The sequence below is a fragment of the Altibacter sp. genome, from assembly GCF_019913785.1.
Taxonomy (GTDB): domain Bacteria; phylum Bacteroidota; class Bacteroidia; order Flavobacteriales; family Flavobacteriaceae; genus Altibacter.
This window is the reverse complement of record NZ_JAIOHK010000007.1, coordinates 1-19,433: the sequence shown is the minus strand read 5'-3', so window position 1 is coordinate 19,433 and position 19,433 is coordinate 1. Positions and strand designations below refer to the sequence as shown.

Here is a 19,433-nt window from a genome sequence, read left to right as displayed (position 1 = left end):
GTAAGAGGCAACCTGTCTACAAAGTAATTAGGTTCCTTTATGGGGGAAACGTAAATCTGCGGATGTTTAGAGAGCAACTCCACGAATGAAGTCGTTCCCGCCCGCATAGCGCCCACAATAAAAAGATTAGCTTTTTTTGTTTCCATTATCGTTTGCCACGTTTTAGGATTGAATACAAATTAAAAGGCAAGGCATTAAAAAAACTCAGTGCTAGACGTCGTCTAAACGTGAGTAATTGCCGCGCCAGAGCGTATACTTTGCTTCTTTCTGAGAAGGTATACTCCCAATTGTACTTCAAAAAAGTTAGAAACACAAAGCGATTCGTGTACTTTCGAAAATAGCGTTTATTTTCTTCCGAAAGTGAATCATTCACTTCGACCATAGTACTTAAATAGGTGCAAAAATCGGAGGCTGTATACACTCCTCCTGAAGCTGAGTCTTCTTCGGTCTTTCGGTAAAAAGAAAGTGATTTGTTTACAAAAACAACAGGTTGTTTAACACAAAGCCGAAGCCAAAGATCGTGGTCTTCATAATGCGTCTGATCCTTCCTGAACTTTCCAATTTCATAAAACAAGGATTTCTCCACAACAACATTCGATGCGTTTATAGGAGGTAAATACTTGCTAATTATTTTAAAGTAATTCACTATTCCGGTCTTACCAGCCATTGGAAGATACCGATGCTTATATCGCTCGGAGGTATCAGAAAAAACCCTTGTCCGTCCTGTTGCGAATATCTTTTGCAAGGGATACGCATCAATGGATTTAACCATTTCTTCCAAAAAAGTGGGTGCCCACCAATCGTCTGCGTCCAGAAAGGCAATCCAATTGTAGGTGGCTTGTTCCATACCTGTATTGCGCGCTACCGAAACTCCGGAATGTGCAATGGGAACTACTCTTATACGTGGATCATCAAACTGACTAACTACTTCTGCCGAAGCATCCAAACTTCCATCATCCACTACAATGATTTCGAAGCGATCAAATGTTTGATGTAAAACAGACCGTATCGTATCGGCTATAAACCCTTCTTTATTATACAATGGAATTACAACAGAAATCATTTTATTTTTCTAGCGCATTTATTAAAAACAATTCAGATTCTTTTCGCCAAATTTCTAATTTGGTACGTACTTCTTCGTAATTTATTGGTTTCGATAGTATTTCCAACGGTAATTGTCCCTTTTCATGCATAAGTCTATTCTCCAATCCCAGTTTTTTTAATACAGAAGTAAAACGAGCAAGGCCCCGTTTCTTATTCGCGATAGCTAAAAATGGCCTTTCAAAAACAAGGGAAAGCAGCATACCGTGGTACGAATCGGTAATTACAAAATCGGCTGTCGCAAATCCATATAACCATTCTTCAACCCGAGGTTTTTTATAGCCTCTTAAACGTTTGTATTCTGAAATTTTCTTCCCAATTGGAAAAATAGTGCCCTTTATCCGAAGCGCTTTTTCGAGCTGTTCGAATATGTCTCGCTTTTGACTGTCCTGATCCAAGAAAAAAGCGAAAATGCCTGTAGGATGTAAATCAGCTCGCTCTTTAAGAAATTGCCTATAAAATCCGTCATCTACTAAAAGTGTTGGGTCTATAGTATGTTGTACGTCAGCACACCCGAAGTGTTCCTTGCAAATGGCGATCCCACTGTCCTCTCGTACCGACACAGCATCGAACTTAAGCAAGAGCTCAGAAATTTTCGGACTTAGTTTAGGATAATCCCAGGTTTCATTCCCAAAAGAGGCTGCATATGCAATCTTCTTTGTTTCGGGCTTTGAGATAAAATTTAAAAAGGCATGCTGCCAAATTCCTTGCATATACCCAATGCGCCAAACCTGATCACTACCCACTATAACAGTATCGAACTGTTGTTTTTTAGTATCTTTTATCAAGGCTGCTTCGGTATACAAGGGTCGTGTGCTCGAAGGGATATATTTTGCCTTAAATCGATCTAATTCGATGGAAATTTTCTTTTTGAACGCAATTTCCTTTAGATCGAATATTCCATTTGTCTCAACTATTTTTTTCGCCATGCGTTTCACCATCGAACTAGGATACCTCCTATTGATAAGGATCGTTTCATAACCTTGCTGGTTCAGAAAATATTGTAAGGCAACTAGTTGTAGGATTCCCCCGTAGTTCGTGCCAAGCGGCATCGTAAACAAGCCTATTTTCCTTTTCCGATTCACTCTGTATTGGTTTTAGCAAATATTCGGGTTAATTGTTGTTGAATAAAGGTCCTTTCATTTTGTGTCAATCCTATCGCAAATATGGCTCCTCCCACCATCATAGCGGAAGCTACCCCCACAACTAAAAATCTAATTAAGCCGGCGTCTAAGGTAGTTGAAAGAAACCAAGGCAGTATTCCCGAAATAAAACTAACTATCAGCGCTTTCCCCATTACCTCTCTAAAAAAACGGCCTATCGAAATTCCAATCATAGCCTGTAAAAACCAAAGTCGTAATACTAATGCGAAAAGTGAAAGGGTGATTCCAATATAAACTGTAATTTCGGGCGAGTAGCCAAGTTTTAAAAAAACGTAGGAGACAGGCAGATTGAGCAACAACATCCCTCCCACCACAATCTGATACCACTTTATTCTTCCGGTCGCCTGTACGGAAGTCATCAAAGGTCCCGAAAAACTATCTACCAATGCATTGATGATGATCAAAATAGTAAATATAACCGAGTACTCCGGAACAACAGTAAGCCACAAATGGAGTATAAATTCGGTTTCTAATAAAATGGGGAGCGAAAGAAAAAAGAGCAAAAAATAGGAAAGTCGGGCGCTTTTAAAGACTAGGTGCTGCATAGCCTCTTTTTGTTCCGAAGCATATAATTTGATGATCTGCGGATTGACCGCCATTTGAAAATTTGCGACAAACGCTTGCACAGCTGTTTGCAATTGATAGGCAATGGCTCTTGCGGCATTAATGGCCGGTCCGAAAAAGATATTTAAAAGAATATTCACGCCCTGTCCTTTTGCTACAAACGAAAGGTTGCCAAATAAGTTCCATCCCGAATAGCGCACTATTTCTTCGTATAGCGGTCTGTCCCATGTAAATTGGTAACGACAAGTCGCAAACTTACGTGTACAGTAAATCTTGTATATACTTGCAATAATAAGAGTCAGCAGAAAGAGTAACATTGCATACAGCATCAGTTTGTCGTATTCAACCCAGGTTAGTGTAAAGGCCAAGAGCAAGGTAAGCATTGCTTCGGCGATACTCACATAGGCATAAACCCCCATGCGTTCATGGGCGATAATACTGGCATTATAAGGAACTTGGACAATTTTTACTACAAACGTGGCAATTGAAAATTGATAGACCCAAAAGCCGGCATCTAACCTATCAGGTGGAATATTCAGATAATTGTAGAAAAACCATAACCCAACCGTTTCAGACAAAATTAAAACCAACAGTGCGATTGCTATATGAATTGAAAGGGCAGCACTAAATACCTTGCCTAATTGTTTCAAATCGCCTTTCCCTAATTCAAAAGAGAAAAATCGTTGTGTTGCTCCCGACATAGCCGCATTAAAAAACGCCAGTACGGTAACAATGCCTCCTACTACACTGAAAATTCCAAAGTCTTCAACGCCCAGAGCTTTCAGAATGATACGTGACGTATACAGGGTTACAAACATCAAAAACAACATCCTGAAATAAAGCAGCAAGGTGTTTTTTGCTATTCTGATGTTGTCCTTCGATCTAGACATGAATGGATTTAAAGTTATGCCGTTACAAAATACCTATTTACTATATTGCAGCTACAATATCATCCCGGCAGCAACGGTCTCATGGGTGGCATCATCAATAAGTACAAAACTTCCTGTAATTCTATTATCACGGTATTCGTCAATCATTAACGGACGGGTGGTACGAATTTTTATCCGAGCGATATCGTTCATCTTTAATTCCTTATCCTCTTCCTCTCTGGAATAGGTATTGATATCGATCTTGTATAATACCTCCTTGATCATTGCTTTTTGTTCGTTCGAGGTATGTAGGATTGTATATTTTGCACGCGAACGCGCTGCCGCGTTGTTCAACCAGCAAAGCATGGCATCAAATTCTTGGACCGCTGTAGGTTTGTTATTGGCCTTAACAATCATATCCCCCCTGCTTATATCAATATCATCTTCCAAGGTTATCGAAGCAGACATTGGAGCAAAAATTTCTTCTAGAGGGCCATCATGGGTATCAATGGATTTTATTTTTGAAGGGAATCCTGAAGGCAATATCACCACATCATCACCCGGTCTGAAAATACCGCTAGCCACTCGACCGGCATAACCGCGATAATCAATATAGCCTTCCCGCTGTGGGCGTAATACGGTTTGCACCGGAAAACGCGCATCAATCTTGTTGAGATCACTACTAATGTGCATATGCTCCAGGGTATGTAATAAGGGGGCACCTTGATACCAATCCATATTCTTTGATCTATTTACCACATTATCACCATCCAGAGCGCTTATGGGCAAGAATTGAATATCCTTTACGTATAACTTTGATGAAAATTCTTCAAACTGATTAATAATTTTCTCATAGACCGCTTCCGAATAATCCACCAAATCCATCTTGTTAACGCATACGATGATATGTGGAATTTGCAATAAGGAAGCAATAAAGGCATGTCGCTTTGTTTGTTCAATCACACCATGGCGAGCATCTATCAATATAAGTGCAGCATTTGCGGTGGAAGCTCCCGTTACCATGTTTCGCGTGTATTGAATATGACCGGGCGTATCGGCGATAATGAATTTTCGCTTCGGCGTGGTGAAATACCGATAGGCCACATCTATTGTAATCCCCTGCTCTCGTTCATCCCGAAGACCATCTGTAAACAGTGCCAGATCGACACCCTCATGTCCTTTTTTCTTACTGGTATTCTCAACTGCGGCCAATTGATCTTCAAATATCGCTTTACTGTCATATAACAAACGTCCTATGAGCGTACTTTTACCATCATCCACACTTCCTGCGGTTGTAAATCGTAATAATTGATTGTTATCTATATGCATGATACAAACTTTCTGAACTGTTAAAAATAACCTTGACGTTTACGGTCTTCCATGGCCGATTCACTTCTTTTATCATCACTTCGATTGCCTCGTTCCGTTTGTTTCATGGCAGAAACTTCCTGAACTATTTTTTCTAAACTATCTGCGTCACTTTCAATACCGCCCGTAATTGTGATATCTCCCAAGGTTCTAAAACGTATCTTTTTTTCAAAGACTTCTTCACCGTCTTCCAACAATAAATGATCGGAAATGGGAATCCAGGAATTACTTCTCCATACAACTTTCCGTTGGTGTGCAAAGTACAAAGATGGAATACTAATATTTTCCCTAAGGATATAGTTCCAAACGTCCATTTCGGTCCAATTACTAATTGGGAAGGCCCTAAAATGCTCTCCTTCAAAATGCTTTCCGTTTAAAATATTCCACAATTCGGGGCGCTGATTTTTTGGATCCCACTGTCCAAAGTCGTCCCGATGTGAAAAAAATCGTTCTTTAGCCCGTGCTTTCTCCTCGTCTCTTCTACCACCGCCAATAGCACAATCCACTTTATGACGTTCGATAGCATCCAAGAGAGTGGTAATTTGTAATGCATTACGCGTAGCATTTTTTCCTCGTTCTTCGGCTACTCTGCCTTGATCAATAGAATCTTGAACAGAACCCACAATCAACTGTAGGCCTAATTCGGTTATGAGATCATCCCTAAATTGAATAGTTTCCAGAAAATTATGACCTGTGTCCACATGCATCAGCGGAAAGGGAATTTTTGATGGAAAAAAAGCTTTCTTGGCCAAATGGGTTACGACAATGGAATCCTTTCCGCCGGAGAATAAAATTACCGGGTTTTGAAATTGTGCCCATACCTCCCGAAGAATATAGATGGCCTCCGATTCTAGTTCATCCAAATAATTTAAGTAGTACTTACTCATCTTATAACTTTAGTTTGTGTTCAATCTTATTAATGATTACAGCTACTGCTTCGGTAACAGAAGTTTTTGTAGTGTCAATCTCGATATCAGGATTTTTAGGTTCCTCATAAGGTGCACTCACACCCGTAAAATTCTTTATCTCCCCTGCCCTTGCCTTTGCGTATAATCCTTTTACATCGCGTTTTTCACATTCAGCAATGGGTGTATTCACAAAAACCTCTATCCAATTAGCAGCTCCAACTGTTTTTCGCACATTATTCCTATCGGCTTCATAAGGAGATACAAAGGAAGCGATTACCACAATTCCAGCATCGATCATAAGTTTAGATACTTCGGCGATACGCCGAATATTCTCGGAACGATCTTCAGCAGAAAAAGAAAGATTGTTGTTCAAACCTGTCCTCACATTATCTCCATCCAAGACGTAGGTGTGTATTCCCATTTCGAACAAGGCCTGTTCTAAGGCATCTGCAATGGTAGATTTTCCCGAACCCGATAGTCCCGTAAACCAGACTAAAAAACTACAGTGCCCTTTATGGGCATTGCGCTGTGCCCTGGTGACATTAAAGTTATGCTGAATTATATGTTTCATCTAATCGGTATGTCGCTTTTTGAGTCCGTAATCTCTTCTGTACCAAACTCTTTCGTGAATATAATACAAAATCATCTTAGTAATAAGTTCTGCTAGTCCAATTTTAAGTCCGGTGAAGGGGTTTCCTGTAATAATCCATGAAATAATCATGGTATCCAAGGTTCCTAAACCGCGCCATGTAAAAGTCTTTGCCAAGTGTCTCTTCTTACTTTCACGGAGGATTCCATTTTTGGACAAATTAATTTTGAACCACATTCGCTCATGCAAAAAATACAAAAGCATCTTGGTAACAACCTCTACAAAACCAATCTGTAAACCCACCATAGGATCCCCTGTGATAAGCCAGGACAGGAGAATGGTGTCAGCGGTACCTACAATGCGCCATGTAATGGTCTTGGCTAAATGCCTTTTATATGAGACGTCCTTCACTATCTTTTTACTAAAAAGTGATTGTTCAACAGATTCTCTTTATTGTACTGTAATGATTTTTGTGTTGTTATATCGGTCACGCTTACACCCACGGCTTGACAAATCGCTTGTCCTGCTGCTGTATCCCACTCCATGGTAGGAGCATATCGAGGATATATGTGGGCTGCTCCTTCAGCCACGAGACAAAATTTTAGAGAACTTCCTTTCGAAACAATCTCTACCTCGTTTTCTTTTTCTATTTCTGAAATAAAGCTAGCCGTTTCTTCATTTAGATGCGACCGGCTACCCACGATTTTAATGGGCGCTATTCGCTCTGAAGGGGCTATTTTCGAAGCATTTTTAAATATTTCGCCTGCAGAAGTATCTTCAGATTTTAAGCTTATTTTATACGATTTCGAAGCATCCTGATTCGTGAAGTAAAGTGTTTTGGAGACAGGAACATAAATAACACCTAGTATGGGATTCCCCAATTCGACCAAGGCGATGTTTACGGTAAATTCGCCATTTCGTTTTACAAATTCCTTGGTGCCATCCAAGGGATCGACAATCCAACAGCGCTTCCATTGTTTCCGTTCGGAAAAATCGATGGTTTTGTTTTCTTCACTTATAATTGGTATGGTTGTTTTCTTAAGATAAGAGACAATGATCCCATTGGCATTTTTATCGGCTATGGTGAGCGGAGAGGCATCTCCTTTTATTTCAACCGAAAAGTCGGTTTCGTACACCCTTAAAATTTCTTTACCCGCCTCCAAGGCAGCCTGAATAGCAATTGTAATATTTTCTTTCATGTATCTGGGAGCAATCTGAAGTTCCAAAGGTACAATATTTGAAGGAATCATTATGGGCATAATCGATTCGGGAAAAATTTAAAATATAATTAATCTGTAAGGGTGTTATTATACGTTAAAGAAACATTAAAAACCTGTATTTATTGGGAATCCCCGACAATGCTTGTAAATTTGTGTAAATGCGAGACCTGTCTTTCGGCGGGTATTTTTATGAAGAATTTTTTTAGTTTACTTTTTATCTTATTGTTTGGCGCGAGTTGCCAAGATTTTGGAAACTTACAATTCGTGGCTTTGCTTCCTGATACCCTAGAAGAGGTGAGCGGAATGGAGGTAGTGGTTGGATCAGATCTTATTTGGATGGTCAACGATTCGGGGAATTCGGCCAAAATTTACGGGTATGACCTCGCTCAAAAAAAGATTGCCAAGACCATTGCTATTTCCAACGTTTCCAATACAGATTGGGAAGACCTTGCTTCAGACAACAACGGAAATTTGTTTATCGGGGATTTTGGCAATAATGGAAATAACAGAAAAGATCTGGCCATTTATACCGTGACGAATCTTTCGGCTATAAAAGAAGATTCAACCAATGCAATTATCACAAGTTTTTACCTCAGCGATCAGAATCATTTCCCACCCCGAAAGAAAAACCGAAACTTCGATGTAGAGGCCTTTATTTCCATGAACGGATTTTTCTATTTATTTACCAAAAACAGAAGTAGTGACTTTGACGGGACAACAAAATTATATAAACTCCCCGCTAAGGAAGGTCGGTTTGAAGCCCAGCTCATTGCCAGTTATAAGACCTGTGATAATGAGCATATCTGTCAAATTACCGGTGCAAGTCTGGATCATTCTACCGGGAATATTGCCCTCTTAAGTGCAAATAAGGTGTGGCTGTTAAGTAGTTATACCGAAGATGCCATATTTGAAGGAACTATTGAAACCATTGAATTACAGCATACGTCTAAAAAAGAAAGCATCACCTTTAAAAATAGCAAGACGCTGTACATAGCCGATGAGCAAAATAAATTCTCCGGCGGAAATATATTTGAGCTTCCTATAAACAACTAAAGGCTTACACCAAATCCGAAAGCGATTCGCAATCCGTCATCACTGTTAAATACGCTGAGATTTCCCGAAAGTGTATCTACGGCATTGACCAATAATCCACCTCCTATGCTATCATGCCAGGTATTAGAATCTTCATTATCAACCCATACCCTTCCGTAATCATAGCCTCCAAAAATGCCTAATTCAAAAGGAACCAGTCCTGTTTTAAATTTCAGTAGACTCAGTCGTAAATCGGCACCGAAGGCAAGGGCACTGTTACCGCTAAAGCGCTGCTCTCTAAATCCGCGTAAGCCGGTGTCGGCACCTAAGACAGCAGCTTGATAAAATTCGAAATCATCGCCTATGTTAAACTGCCCCTGTGCCATCGTCTTTAAAACTAACTTCCGACTGCGAATGAGTGCATTATAAAATTCAACCGATGGTTTTACATAGCCAAAGATCCTGTCGGTATCTTCTAGATTTCCGGAGGCACCTGCATTTACATTAAAGAACATTCCCCGGGTTGGGAACACCGGATTGTCATAACCCGAAAAACTATAATTTACATCTGCGATCCCAAATGTTTTACTTTCAAACGATTCGGGCATATTCTGAAACAAAGTGGTAATAAACCTTCCGGGAGTAGGCTCAATCTCGATTTGTTCGACACTGGCTGTTATCGCTAATTTACTACCGAAATGTCCATTCTTTACTACACCTAGCGTTCCTTTTAAAATACCCGATCTCACACGGTTGTAATTAAGATCTACTGCATCATCGAGATTAACGGTTTCATTTCCGAAGCCAAAGAAATTCTGCGTGAAATTCTCACTGGCGAAACGACCTCCAACTACCAAATTCCACCTCCCAAATGTATTGGCTATCTCTCCGAGGTATGAAACATTGAATCCTTGTGTACTGACAAAATACTGAGCCCCGAAAACATGTTTTTGGTGAAAGGGAGCATCCTTGAAGCCCCTTACAATAAATGTATCTTTTAAGCCCACCATATAACCGTCGTCTGCATTTGACGCAACCGATGGAAACACTGTATTTACCCTCTTGATGTATTTATCGAAGTCATATATATTATTACTGTAAATATCTCTAAATCTAAAGGTCGCACCGCCTCGTTTGACAATGGTATTTGGCTTGTTTAAATGGTCGTAGACCCTAATTTTTCTACCGTTTTCAATGGTATACACATCGTTATTCTGCCCGCCAATGATTCTAATTCGAATAAGGTCACTCCCCTCGCCATCCACGATGAATTGATCGTCGTCATCCAATCCGTAAATCCAAATTTCACGAGTTTCTTCCGACTTGATAATACGCTCCCTGTATGGTTGTTGAGCCACCCCATCTATAATTCGAGAAATAGAAATTTTAGTCATTCCGGGTGCTCTTGTGATCTTAAATTGATCATCCTTGTCGGTTCCGGTCATGACCACCAATTTTGTAAGATAGTCGTAGTAGCGCGAGGCTATATCTACCAAATTACCACGGCGGACTTTTAACTTCTCTCTTATGCTTAGTGCCACATCGTCCTTTACTTCCTCTGGAAATAACTCGAACGCACTATCAATAGCTGCATCTGTTAAATTTTGTTCAATAAACGCCGCCTGCTCTAACCACAGTTCCTTAGCCACATCTTGGGTAAAGTTGCGATCCATTTTAATTCCTGCCTCATTGATCCACCGAATGTCTTTCAATTCGCCGGAGTATTCCTGCAACTGTTTGGTGGAGGGGGTTGTGAGTTTCATAAAATCTAAAAATGCCCCGTCATAATTAGAAAAAGCCTGATCCCGATCGCGAGGGATGGGTCGGTATTCGATCCTATCATCGCTTATATTAAAACGAGACCATCGCCATTGATCTTGATGTCTATCCCAATCGCCTAAAAGCATATCAAAAAGCCGTGCTTTAATATATGCCGACTTATCAATTTGGTATTTTTCATCTTTTCGCAGGTTTTTTAGCACGTCGCTCGTGCTTTCTATGGCATCGGGGTTTCCAAAGGATGCTACGTCTGTAAATCCGTCATCGGGACGTTCCTCAATGATATACAATTCGTCTCCAAATTCTTCATTGTACTTCCCCAAGGCTTTATGCTTTGGGACATATATCAATTGTGGATTGGTATGATATACGCCAATGGCTCCTGATAATTCAGAAACCACAAAGGTGGCATAGGGATGACTGGCCGTGTAAAAATCCAGAATTAAATTTTCAGTAGCCGTATCATCAAACGTATCATCTAAATAATTTGTAGTAAAAACAACACTTTGGAGATACTGTATGGCGCTTTTCTTTACGCCTCTCAATGCAAAATTCTTACCGTTTTTATCAATTAAGCGCAACGAACGGGTTTGATGTCCTCCCCCCTTTCGTTCAATACTAAGGCCACCCATTAGCGTATCCAGGGTGGCAACCGGCACCTTCACATCCATTCCGTATAAGTAGCGGTAGTGTTTTCCCCAAAACCAATTATAGCTTTTCTTTTTTTGCGTATGCTCCTTATCGTAAATAGATGCCGATTTGGTGGCTTCAAACTCGGCAGGAAATTCAGGACCTTTGTAGGCTTCCAAAGGATCATGAACCGTGGTCGCATACAGTAGGTTCGCTTTGTCATTCTCGGCACCATAAAAATTCACTTCTGAAGATCCATCCGTAAAAACATTCAAGACTGCAAATCCTTGCTTTCCGTAAGCAAATTTCCCTTCTTTTCCCAAAGCAACGGGGTTTGATTTTGACCCAGCTCCGGAAACAATTTGCTTCACGCCGTCTTGATCAATATATTGTAATGTATGCTCGTGTCCGGAAGCAAAGATGAGTCGGTCATTGCCTTTGGCCATAGTGATAAGGCGCGTCATCAATTCATTATAGCGCACATTATATCGGTCTTGAGGAGAAACACCTCCCTGCGTTCTAATTTGAGCTGCCAAGCTCCCAAGTACCGGTAGCGGAATCTTGGCTTCAAAGGGAAAGATATGTTTCCCTAAGTTAAAATAGCCTCCATGAACCCCATTGGTATAAGCCGGGTGATGCATGGCCACAAGAATTGTCTTTTCGTTGTTCTTTTTGAGTTCGCCTTCAACTTCAATAAAAAATTCCTTTCTCGATTTTATATTACAATTGTCATTGATTGTAGGGTTGTTATCCCAATCGGTAAGATACCATTGTGTATCTATGACCAAGAGCACTATATTGTCCGTCACATCGATCTTCTCAATGGGGCAACCTTTACTGGGCTGGAACGATTTCGAATCGGATAAGGCAGTTTCAACATAGTTTGCTTGATTTTTTAAACCTGTTAGCCCATCGGCATACCAATCATGATTGCCGGGAATAAAAATGGTTCGTCCTTTGAAATCTTTAACAGCATTAATTTGAGCATCTATCTTCGCCTGCCCTGCTGTTTCATTTTTTGAAGACATGCCTGCCGGATAGATATTATCTCCTAAAAATAATACGATATCGTTTTTGGTATTATTGTCCTGTATAAACGCTTTAAACGCGTTAAGAGCATTAGATCCATTGGTAGCGTCGGCGTCGCCTGCATCACCAATGAGATAGAACCTTTTTTCTATTTCTTTTTCTGAAGGATTTTCTAAATTATTATTGCTGTCATCTGAATATTTGGCCTTATAACTGGCACAGCTTAGTGTAAAAAGAAGTGATAAGGCAATGAGCGGCGCGTAATTTATTTTCATATGACGTTTGCGAGGTTTATATTTTTAGTAATTTGCTATAAAATTGTATTTCTATGTCACAATTAGTTACTGAAACTTTTGATTATGTCTCTACTATATTTGCTGCAAATCTTCCAAGCAATTGTCTATATCATAATTTAACGCACACTAAGAGAGTCTTTAAAAGTACAAAAGAAATAATAAATAAGAGCACTCTTACTTCTGAAGAGGCTGAAATCCTGCAAATTGCGGCCTTACTCCACGATATTGGACATATAAATGGCCCGAAGGATCACGAGGTGGTGAGCGCAAAAATGGCTACGGATTTTCTGAAGGAAAAAAAGGCCAGTGAGGCATTAATAGCAAAGGTCGAACAATGTATCTTGGCTACAAATCTTGATAAGGAACCTGTCACCGAATTAGAGAAAATTATTCGAGATGCCGATAGTTCGCATTTTGCGAAGGAATATTTTCTGGAGGCCAGTGAATTATTACGGTTAGAGTTACAATTACAAGGAATTGCTGACTACAGCAAACTGGAGTGGATGGCCGTCAACATCGATATGCTGGAAAATAAGCATGTGTATTTTACCGATTATGCCATTGCGTATTGGAACCCCGAAAAGGAAAAAAACTTAGAAGCCATTCGAAATGCGAAGAAGAAGTTAGTAAAAGAGGAAAAGTTAGAGAAAAAAGAATTGAAGCAGCTTCAAAAAAGTACAGATCCCGAAAAGGCGATTCAAAGTGTTTTTAGAGTTACCTTAAAAAATCATATCAAACTTAGCGATATAGCCGATACTAAGGCCAATATATTGCTTTCGGTAAATGCTATTATTATATCCATAGCCCTTTCAAACCTCATTCCAAAGCTGGACAACCCTAGCAATAATTATCTTATCTACCCAACGGTTATATTTTTGGTTTTTACAGTTACGGCAATTGTTATGTCGGTTTTAGCGACCCGACCCAATGTGACCATAGGAAAATTTACGAAGGAGGATGTTGACAATAAGAAAGTAAATCTACTCTTCTTTGGTAATTTTCACAAAATGACGCTAACCGAATTTGAATGGGCCATGAACGAGATGCTCAATGACAAGGAATACATCTATTCGTCTATGACCAAAGATTTGTATTTTTTAGGATTGGTATTGCAGAAAAAATATAAAATATTGCGGTTGACCTATACTATTTTCATGATTGGGATCATAGTATCGGTTATTGCTTTTGCAATCGCATTTCAGTATAAGGGATTTTAAGTATCCAATTCTTTCATTAGATCCTCATAGGTATAATACTCCTTTTCATTACCTGCTTGTTCTTTCGAGTACAAGACACTAACACGAATGGCTTTAAGTCCGGTAACTCCTTGGAGATCTTCCACTTTTACAATTTCAATATCATCCACCAATTGTTTTTTTGCCTGAAGGAATCGTATATACTTTAAATACTCTTTTTCATCTTCCTTTTGGGAATAAATTATAGTGATCTTACCCGGCTGTGTAATACGATCGGTAGATCCCTTAACACGTGCTTTATCAACACGTTTTTTCACGACTTCGTAACGGGCATTATAGGTGCCGTCTACATCAAATCGCTTTTCGTCCATTCTAAAACGCAACGATAAGGACGCGTGAAAAGCCAATATCATGGAAGAAACATTCAATGGAATAGGCAACTGTTCTTTCAGCCTATAAAAACTGTTTTCCATTTCACACATGGCCTGCAATTGCCACAATCGCAAATTGTATAAGTAGATTTTATTGAAGTTATTCTTTTTGGTTATCGATTCCCCAATGTATAGATTATGCTCTACCCCATCTGTTTTAAAACGCTCGAAATAATGGGGATACATTAACTGGGCTTCCACTTGTTTTTGGTCTAAGATGGTTGCCATTTTTTTATTGATGAGCATCACCGAATCATCGTAATCTTTCCTGTGCTTGTAAATAAATCCCTTATCGTCATCTATAATTTCATAATATTCATTAATCAGGGACTCTAGTGCCGGGCTTTTAGACTTTAAATGTTCGTACAGTGGAACAATTTCCTTTTGCAAGAAATTTAATACCAGACGTTCGCTATCTACATTCAAATGGTCGTCCACATCGTTTAAATAATTTTTTATATTAAAATCGATTTGCTCATAAATAGGCAGGGTATCAATCTTATAGATCTTTCTAATTATTTTCTGCACGTGTTTTAGCTGTAGGATTAGATCTTTCTGAGTGGCAAGGTTTCTGGCTTCTGAAGACCCTTTTATATCAATTTGCCCATATAACGGGTATACATTCTCAAAAACGATCTCGCGAAAGGCCACTTGGTTTCCTTGAAGTTGTTCGCGAATTACCCGCTCTGCCTCTTTCTTGAATTTCCAATGAACACTAGGATGAATGGAAGTACATTCACTTTGTATTAGCAGTTCAATTTCATTCTCTTCCTGCTCTTTCGACCGTTTTACCGAATCGACCAAATAGGGCATGATATCCAGTAATTTATTGGCATTAATGGTGTTCAATTCGTTTGCATGAGGAGATACTATCTCTAAAATACCCAAGACCTTACCTTCAGCGACGATCGAAGCAATAATAGCACTCTGAATTTTCTGCTTATACAAATTCTTATACAATATATTGTTCGGGTATAACGCGTGGTATTTATTCACATCCGTAATGCAATAGAATTCATGTTTATTGAACAAAGACTCATAGGAACGATCACATAGGGCACCATCACAGGCCACACTGGTCTTTCCATTCAGAATAAAACTCTGCGAATTATACAATTGCGGAATTGCTTCTAATACTTCATCTTCTTCATTAAATAAGGTATAGCCAACCTTTAGTTCCGGTAAATTAAAGATGGCGTGAAGAATGGATTGAAAGTCATCTACAAAATTCTCGTCCTTGGTGTGATCTTTTAAAAGATTTGCCTTAAAATTTGAGAGGGCAACATCGATGGTGGCATCGTACATATTAGCAATCACAAAACCTTTAAAAATCCAACTTTCCGGTGGAAATTTTTGCTTCCAGATTTCTATGTTGTTGAAGTTTTCTAACAATTCGGCTACGTCGTCCTGGGTGATTTCTATCGAATTTTTGGTCTTTAAGATTTCGACAAAGTCGGCATTATACAATACTTTATAATGACGTATAATCCCTTGTGCATCCGGAATCTGATAATAAAATGGTCTTCTAAAATCTACCCGGTACCCGTAATAGGTATTTAAGATCATGCTACATCCCATGATATAGGCCTGATCAGTGTCAAAATCGGTGAATTTCAATTGAAAATCCTTCCCTGCAGCTGCCGTAAGGTTTCTATAGCGTTGAGACGATTTAAATATAAAATACTGGTATGGAATGGATGCAACCTTGATTTCATTTTCCTGAAGCACCGATGAAAAAAGATCTTCTAATACGAGGTCAATCTGACTTTGATTTTTTAATACTTCTTTTTCGTTTAAAAAACCTTCTGAAAGTTTAGGGTAGGCCTTTGCAATATCTAAAACCCGCTTGGCACGCTGTTGTACCAACTCGTTTTTGGAAGAGAGATTAGCTTCATATTTTTCGAAGAGCTTCGAAAAACTGATTCTAATTGATAAAGGAAAATCATTTTTTTTAGTAATCATTTTCGATAGGTTTCAGCTTTAAAATTAAGAAATATTGTGGTTAGTCGTCAAATATTACAGTTCATTAACAATAATTTGAGTCTCGTATTTTTTTTTCAGGAAAAAAAGACGCTATTTTTGTCCAAATTAAACTTGTACAAATGAGACGATTATTTGCCCTTTTTATTACACTTTCCTTAATTTCTTGTCAGAAAGATACGAATTCATATACACTTGAGGGTGACGCAACCGGTTATGTTGACGGCACACCTATTTATGTGTATGAAGTTTATAAAAATCAGCCGAAGGTGATTGACACAATTAAAGTGATGGGCGGAAAATTTTCTGCTACCTACCCAAAGTCCGATGATGCCTCCATTCGCTATTTACGTATGGAAAGCATTAATACATCCATCATCTTTTTCCCGGAAAATGTAGATTTAAAAGCTACTATCTATATGGATAGTCTAAGCACCTCATTTGTTTCAGGAAGTAAATTAAACGATTCATACACTGCCTTTTCGAAAAAGATTCGTGAGTTTAATACGCAGAAGCAAGCTAATATGCAGCGTTTTCAGCTAGCCAGACAAGAACAGGACAATTTATTAATCACTCAGATTCAAGGGGAAAATATGGCCCTTGTGGAAGAAGAAACCAATTATAAAATACAATTTGCCATGGAAAACGGCAATTCTATATTTTCTGTAATGTTGATTACTGAAATGCTTACCAGAAAAGAGATATCAGCAGCCGATGCGACCAATTTCCTTGCGAATGTGAGTCCGAAAGTAGCTGCCTTACCCATTACAGATGATCTAAAAGTAATGATCGCCAATTCGAAAAAAGCTGATGTGGGCTCACCCGCACCCGATTTTTCAGCGCCTACTCCTACCGGTGAGAACTTCTCACTATCGGAAGCAATGGGAAAATACACTATCATCGATTTTTGGGCGTCTTGGTGTAGACCCTGCCGTTTGGAAAACCCAAATGTTGTAAATGTGTATAACAAATACCACGACAAAGGGCTAAATATTATCAGCGTTTCCCTTGATAAAGAAGGGCAAAAAGAAAGATGGATTCAGGCCATTAAGGATGACAAGATGGATTGGTATCACATCTCCAATTTAAAATTTTGGAACGATCCTATTGCTAGAATGTATAACGTGAGATCTATTCCAGCTACCTTCCTTTTAGATGAAAACGGTACTATAATTGCTAAAAATTTGCGTGGTCCGGCCTTAGGAGCAAAAATTGAATCTTTGCTAGGACAATAACTAATTTAGAATAAAACGCACATTTACCTGTACGCGTATTTCCATTTCTCCTGGTGATATCGTTTGCTGATCTCCGGATGCATCGGCCATGACCGCCATACTTTTATACATGGGTTGCGGGTAATTAACGGATTGATGTTCGCTAATAGATACGGCCTTTCCAATGGTTTGAGCCAAAACTCCGGCGTATTCTTCGGCCTTCATTTTTGCGTTGGCTACTGCCTTCTTTCGGGCATCCGATTCTAGTTTTGACTTTTCAGAAGAAGAAAAAGCTACGCCATCGATACGATTAATCCCGGTTTCTAATAAGCCATTCATAAGCGCTTCGTATTTATCCAGTTTCGTAAGCTTTATAGCTATAGATTGATTTGCCGAATAATTGTAGGTTTTTGTATTGTACTCATAGTTCTTGCTTAGCCTAATGTACTCTGTACTTACGTACTTATCTTCAATACCCATGGATCGGATAAATTTAAAAACCTCACTCACTACGGCGTCGTTCTGCTGCTTGAGCTCTTTCGCATTCTTGCCGGTATTCTCCACGCGGACGCTAATGGTTACTTCATCGGGAATTACATAAACAATGCCTTCTCCGGTGACATCTACGGTGGGTTGCGGGCTGGGTTGTGCGGTCATAATACAGCTTGTTAAAATGATTAAAAAAGTGGATATTGATTTCATAACAATGTGAATTTAAATTTTTCCGAGTTTGTGTAATATAAATAGTAAAATAATGGGAACGGCCAACACCGCTACAATCCACCAACTCGTCTCCAAGAGACTTGGTACAAATGCAATGGTGAGTACATATCCTGCAATGGCACCACCAAAGTGTGCATCGTGACCAATGTTTCCCATCCTGCTTTTCATGCCGTAAATGGAATAAAGCAAATACAGGATTCCAAAGATCCAGGCCGGTATTGGAATAGGTATAAAAAACAAATACAAGCCCATATCGGGATAAAACAAAATTGCCGAATACAGCACTCCGGTTACTGCTCCACTAGCGCCTACGGCACTGTAATGATATTCTTCCTTATGAAAAAACAAGGACAACATATTACCTACCAATAAGCTTGCCAAATAAATAAGTACGAACTTGGTGACACCAACGGCATCAATCACCACCCCGGCAAAAAAATACAGAGTAAGCATATTAAAAAGCAAGTGGGTAATATCCACATGTAAAAAACCGGAGGTGACCATTCGTATTTGTTCCCCACGACGAATCCCCGCTATATTGAATTTGTATTTTTCGAAAAAGGAAAAGTCGTTAAACCCTTTGATTGAAACGGCTACGTTCGCCAAAATAATCACAAGGGTGGCAATATCTATATTTAGCATATACGATCTGTTTGAAGTACTATTTGTAATGCAATAAATTTAGTTAGTTTTGCCGTAAATTTACCTATGCAGCGGTTACTTTATATTTTGTTGTACCCTATTCTTTGGCTAACTTCCCTTTTGCCAATGTCTTTGCTGTATATAAAATCTTCTGTGCTTTATCTATTTGCTTATTATGTCATCGGGTATAGAAGAAAGGTCGTAAAAAGTAATTTGCAATTAGTCTTTCCTCATAAAACGGTGGCCGAGCGGAAATTCATCGAAAGGCAATTTTACAAACACCTCTGTGACCTGATCTTTGAGACCATCAAAAGCATGTCCATTTCTGAAAAAGAACTTCGGAAACGCTTTGAAATCGAGAATATGGACTTGTTGAATGACTATTTCAGTAAGGGTCGCAGTACCTTGGTGCTATGCGGTCACTACGCAAATTGGGAATGGAGTAATATTGTACCTGTGCACACCGAAGCCAAAGGATTTGGTGTTTATAAACCCCTTCGAAATAAATACTTCGACGCGCTTATTAAAAAAATTAGAGGGCGATTTGGAGCGACCATTGTAACCAATAAAAAAATTGTCGCCTCCTTGTTTCGAAGTGCCAAAAATGGGGAACATTCTATTACCTTGATGGTCGCAGACCAAACCCCAAAAAAGGACGCTTTTAAACAGCGGGATACGTTTATGGGTATCGATGTACCG

Annotated in this window: 16 protein-coding genes; 4 read left to right on the top strand and 12 right to left on the bottom strand. The window is 39.2% G+C overall.

What is annotated here, in order from left to right:
* Positions 1-145 precede the first annotated feature (145 nt).
* The 8 genes from K8F54_RS00975 to cysQ are packed head-to-tail and all read right to left on the bottom strand — an operon-like array spanning position 146 to position 7,821.
* Positions 146-1,063: a glycosyltransferase family 2 protein gene (locus tag K8F54_RS00975; RefSeq protein ID WP_290785780.1), complete on the bottom strand. Its 918-nt coding sequence runs from the start codon at positions 1,061-1,063 to the stop codon at positions 146-148.
* 1 nt (position 1,064) lies between these two features.
* Positions 1,065-2,186 carry a polysaccharide pyruvyl transferase family protein gene (locus K8F54_RS00970; RefSeq protein ID WP_290785776.1) on the bottom strand — a complete coding sequence of 374 codons (1,122 nt, stop codon included), beginning with the start codon at positions 2,184-2,186 and terminating at the stop codon, positions 1,065-1,067.
* The gene (locus K8F54_RS00965; RefSeq protein ID WP_290785774.1) at positions 2,183-3,718 is read right to left on the bottom strand and encodes a lipopolysaccharide biosynthesis protein; all 1,536 of its coding nucleotides are present in this window, start codon (positions 3,716-3,718) and stop codon (positions 2,183-2,185) included. The genes K8F54_RS00970 and K8F54_RS00965 overlap by 4 nt, the downstream gene beginning before the upstream one ends.
* Before the next feature lie 51 nt (positions 3,719-3,769).
* Complete coding sequence (locus tag K8F54_RS00960; protein ID WP_290785771.1) at positions 3,770-5,026, bottom strand: GTP-binding protein; 1,257 nt, start codon at positions 5,024-5,026, stop codon at positions 3,770-3,772.
* Between the two features lie 20 nt (positions 5,027-5,046).
* Entirely contained in the window at positions 5,047-5,952 is a 906-nt protein-coding gene (gene cysD / locus K8F54_RS00955) for a sulfate adenylyltransferase subunit CysD (protein ID WP_290785768.1), read from the bottom strand.
* Between the two features lies 1 nt (position 5,953).
* Positions 5,954-6,544, bottom strand: a complete 591-nt coding sequence (gene cysC, locus K8F54_RS00950) for an adenylyl-sulfate kinase (RefSeq protein ID WP_290785765.1) — start codon at positions 6,542-6,544, stop codon at positions 5,954-5,956.
* Positions 6,545-6,973, bottom strand: coding sequence for a DUF2061 domain-containing protein (locus K8F54_RS00945; protein WP_290785763.1), 429 nt, complete (start codon positions 6,971-6,973; stop codon positions 6,545-6,547).
* On the bottom strand, positions 6,973-7,821 hold the full coding sequence (gene cysQ, locus K8F54_RS00940; RefSeq protein WP_363298989.1) for a 3'(2'),5'-bisphosphate nucleotidase CysQ: 849 nt from the start codon (positions 7,819-7,821) through the stop codon (positions 6,973-6,975). Before cysQ ends, K8F54_RS00945 begins: the two co-directional genes overlap by 1 nt.
* Before the next feature lie 225 nt (positions 7,822-8,046).
* On the opposite strand from cysQ, the gene K8F54_RS00935 reads away from it, so the two are divergent.
* Positions 8,047-8,835 carry a hypothetical protein gene (locus K8F54_RS00935; RefSeq protein WP_290785760.1) on the top strand — a complete coding sequence of 263 codons (789 nt, stop codon included), beginning with the start codon at positions 8,047-8,049 and terminating at the stop codon, positions 8,833-8,835.
* Here the strand turns inward: K8F54_RS00935 and K8F54_RS00930 are convergent.
* On the bottom strand, positions 8,832-12,527 hold the full coding sequence (locus K8F54_RS00930) for a metallophosphoesterase (RefSeq protein ID WP_290785757.1): 3,696 nt from the start codon (positions 12,525-12,527) through the stop codon (positions 8,832-8,834). The genes K8F54_RS00935 and K8F54_RS00930 overlap by 4 nt on opposite strands.
* Positions 12,528-12,580: 53 nt before the next feature.
* On the opposite strand from K8F54_RS00930, the gene K8F54_RS00925 reads away from it, so the two are divergent.
* Positions 12,581-13,765, top strand: a complete 1,185-nt coding sequence (locus tag K8F54_RS00925) for a Pycsar system effector family protein (RefSeq protein WP_290785754.1) — start codon at positions 12,581-12,583, stop codon at positions 13,763-13,765.
* Here K8F54_RS00925 and K8F54_RS00920 read toward each other — a convergent pair.
* Complete coding sequence (locus K8F54_RS00920) at positions 13,762-16,137, bottom strand: GAF domain-containing protein (protein WP_290785751.1); 2,376 nt, start codon at positions 16,135-16,137, stop codon at positions 13,762-13,764. The genes K8F54_RS00925 and K8F54_RS00920 overlap by 4 nt on opposite strands.
* A 140-nt stretch (positions 16,138-16,277) precedes the next feature.
* Between K8F54_RS00920 and K8F54_RS00915 the strand changes: the two genes are divergently transcribed.
* Positions 16,278-17,390 (top strand): TlpA disulfide reductase family protein, encoded by a 1,113-nt coding sequence (locus K8F54_RS00915; RefSeq protein WP_290785748.1) that lies wholly within the window; start codon positions 16,278-16,280, stop codon positions 17,388-17,390.
* Here K8F54_RS00915 and K8F54_RS00910 read toward each other — a convergent pair whose 3' ends face one another.
* Positions 17,391-18,071 carry an SIMPL domain-containing protein gene (locus tag K8F54_RS00910; RefSeq protein ID WP_290785746.1) on the bottom strand — a complete coding sequence of 227 codons (681 nt, stop codon included), beginning with the start codon at positions 18,069-18,071 and terminating at the stop codon, positions 17,391-17,393. It abuts the gene before it with no gap.
* 12 nt (positions 18,072-18,083) lie between these two features.
* Positions 18,084-18,734, bottom strand: coding sequence for a rhomboid family intramembrane serine protease (locus K8F54_RS00905; protein ID WP_290785743.1), 651 nt, complete (start codon positions 18,732-18,734; stop codon positions 18,084-18,086).
* Between the two features lie 66 nt (positions 18,735-18,800).
* On the opposite strand from K8F54_RS00905, the gene K8F54_RS00900 reads away from it, so the two are divergent.
* A partial coding sequence (locus K8F54_RS00900) for a lipid A biosynthesis acyltransferase (RefSeq protein ID WP_290785740.1) occupies positions 18,801-19,433 on the top strand: 633 nt, incomplete at its 3' end.

Coding starts and splice junctions, on each gene's coding strand:
- cysQ (WP_363298989.1), bottom strand. CDS start 7,821: ATGCCCATAATGATTCCTTCAAATATTGTACCTTTGGAACTTCAGATT.
- cysD (WP_290785768.1), bottom strand. CDS start 5,952: ATGAGTAAGTACTACTTAAATTATTTGGATGAACTAGAATCGGAGGCC.
- K8F54_RS00910 (WP_290785746.1), bottom strand. CDS start 18,071: ATGAAATCAATATCCACTTTTTTAATCATTTTAACAAGCTGTATTATG.
- K8F54_RS00930 (WP_290785757.1), bottom strand. CDS start 12,527: ATGAAAATAAATTACGCGCCGCTCATTGCCTTATCACTTCTTTTTACA.
- K8F54_RS00965 (WP_290785774.1), bottom strand. CDS start 3,718: ATGTCTAGATCGAAGGACAACATCAGAATAGCAAAAAACACCTTGCTG.
- K8F54_RS00915 (WP_290785748.1), top strand. CDS start 16,278: ATGAGACGATTATTTGCCCTTTTTATTACACTTTCCTTAATTTCTTGT.
- K8F54_RS00920 (WP_290785751.1), bottom strand. CDS start 16,137: ATGATTACTAAAAAAAATGATTTTCCTTTATCAATTAGAATCAGTTTT.
- K8F54_RS00960 (WP_290785771.1), bottom strand. CDS start 5,026: ATGCATATAGATAACAATCAATTATTACGATTTACAACCGCAGGAAGT.
- K8F54_RS00925 (WP_290785754.1), top strand. CDS start 12,581: ATGTCACAATTAGTTACTGAAACTTTTGATTATGTCTCTACTATATTT.
- K8F54_RS00975 (WP_290785780.1), bottom strand. CDS start 1,063: ATGATTTCTGTTGTAATTCCATTGTATAATAAAGAAGGGTTTATAGCC.
- K8F54_RS00905 (WP_290785743.1), bottom strand. CDS start 18,734: ATGCTAAATATAGATATTGCCACCCTTGTGATTATTTTGGCGAACGTA.
- cysC (WP_290785765.1), bottom strand. CDS start 6,544: ATGAAACATATAATTCAGCATAACTTTAATGTCACCAGGGCACAGCGC.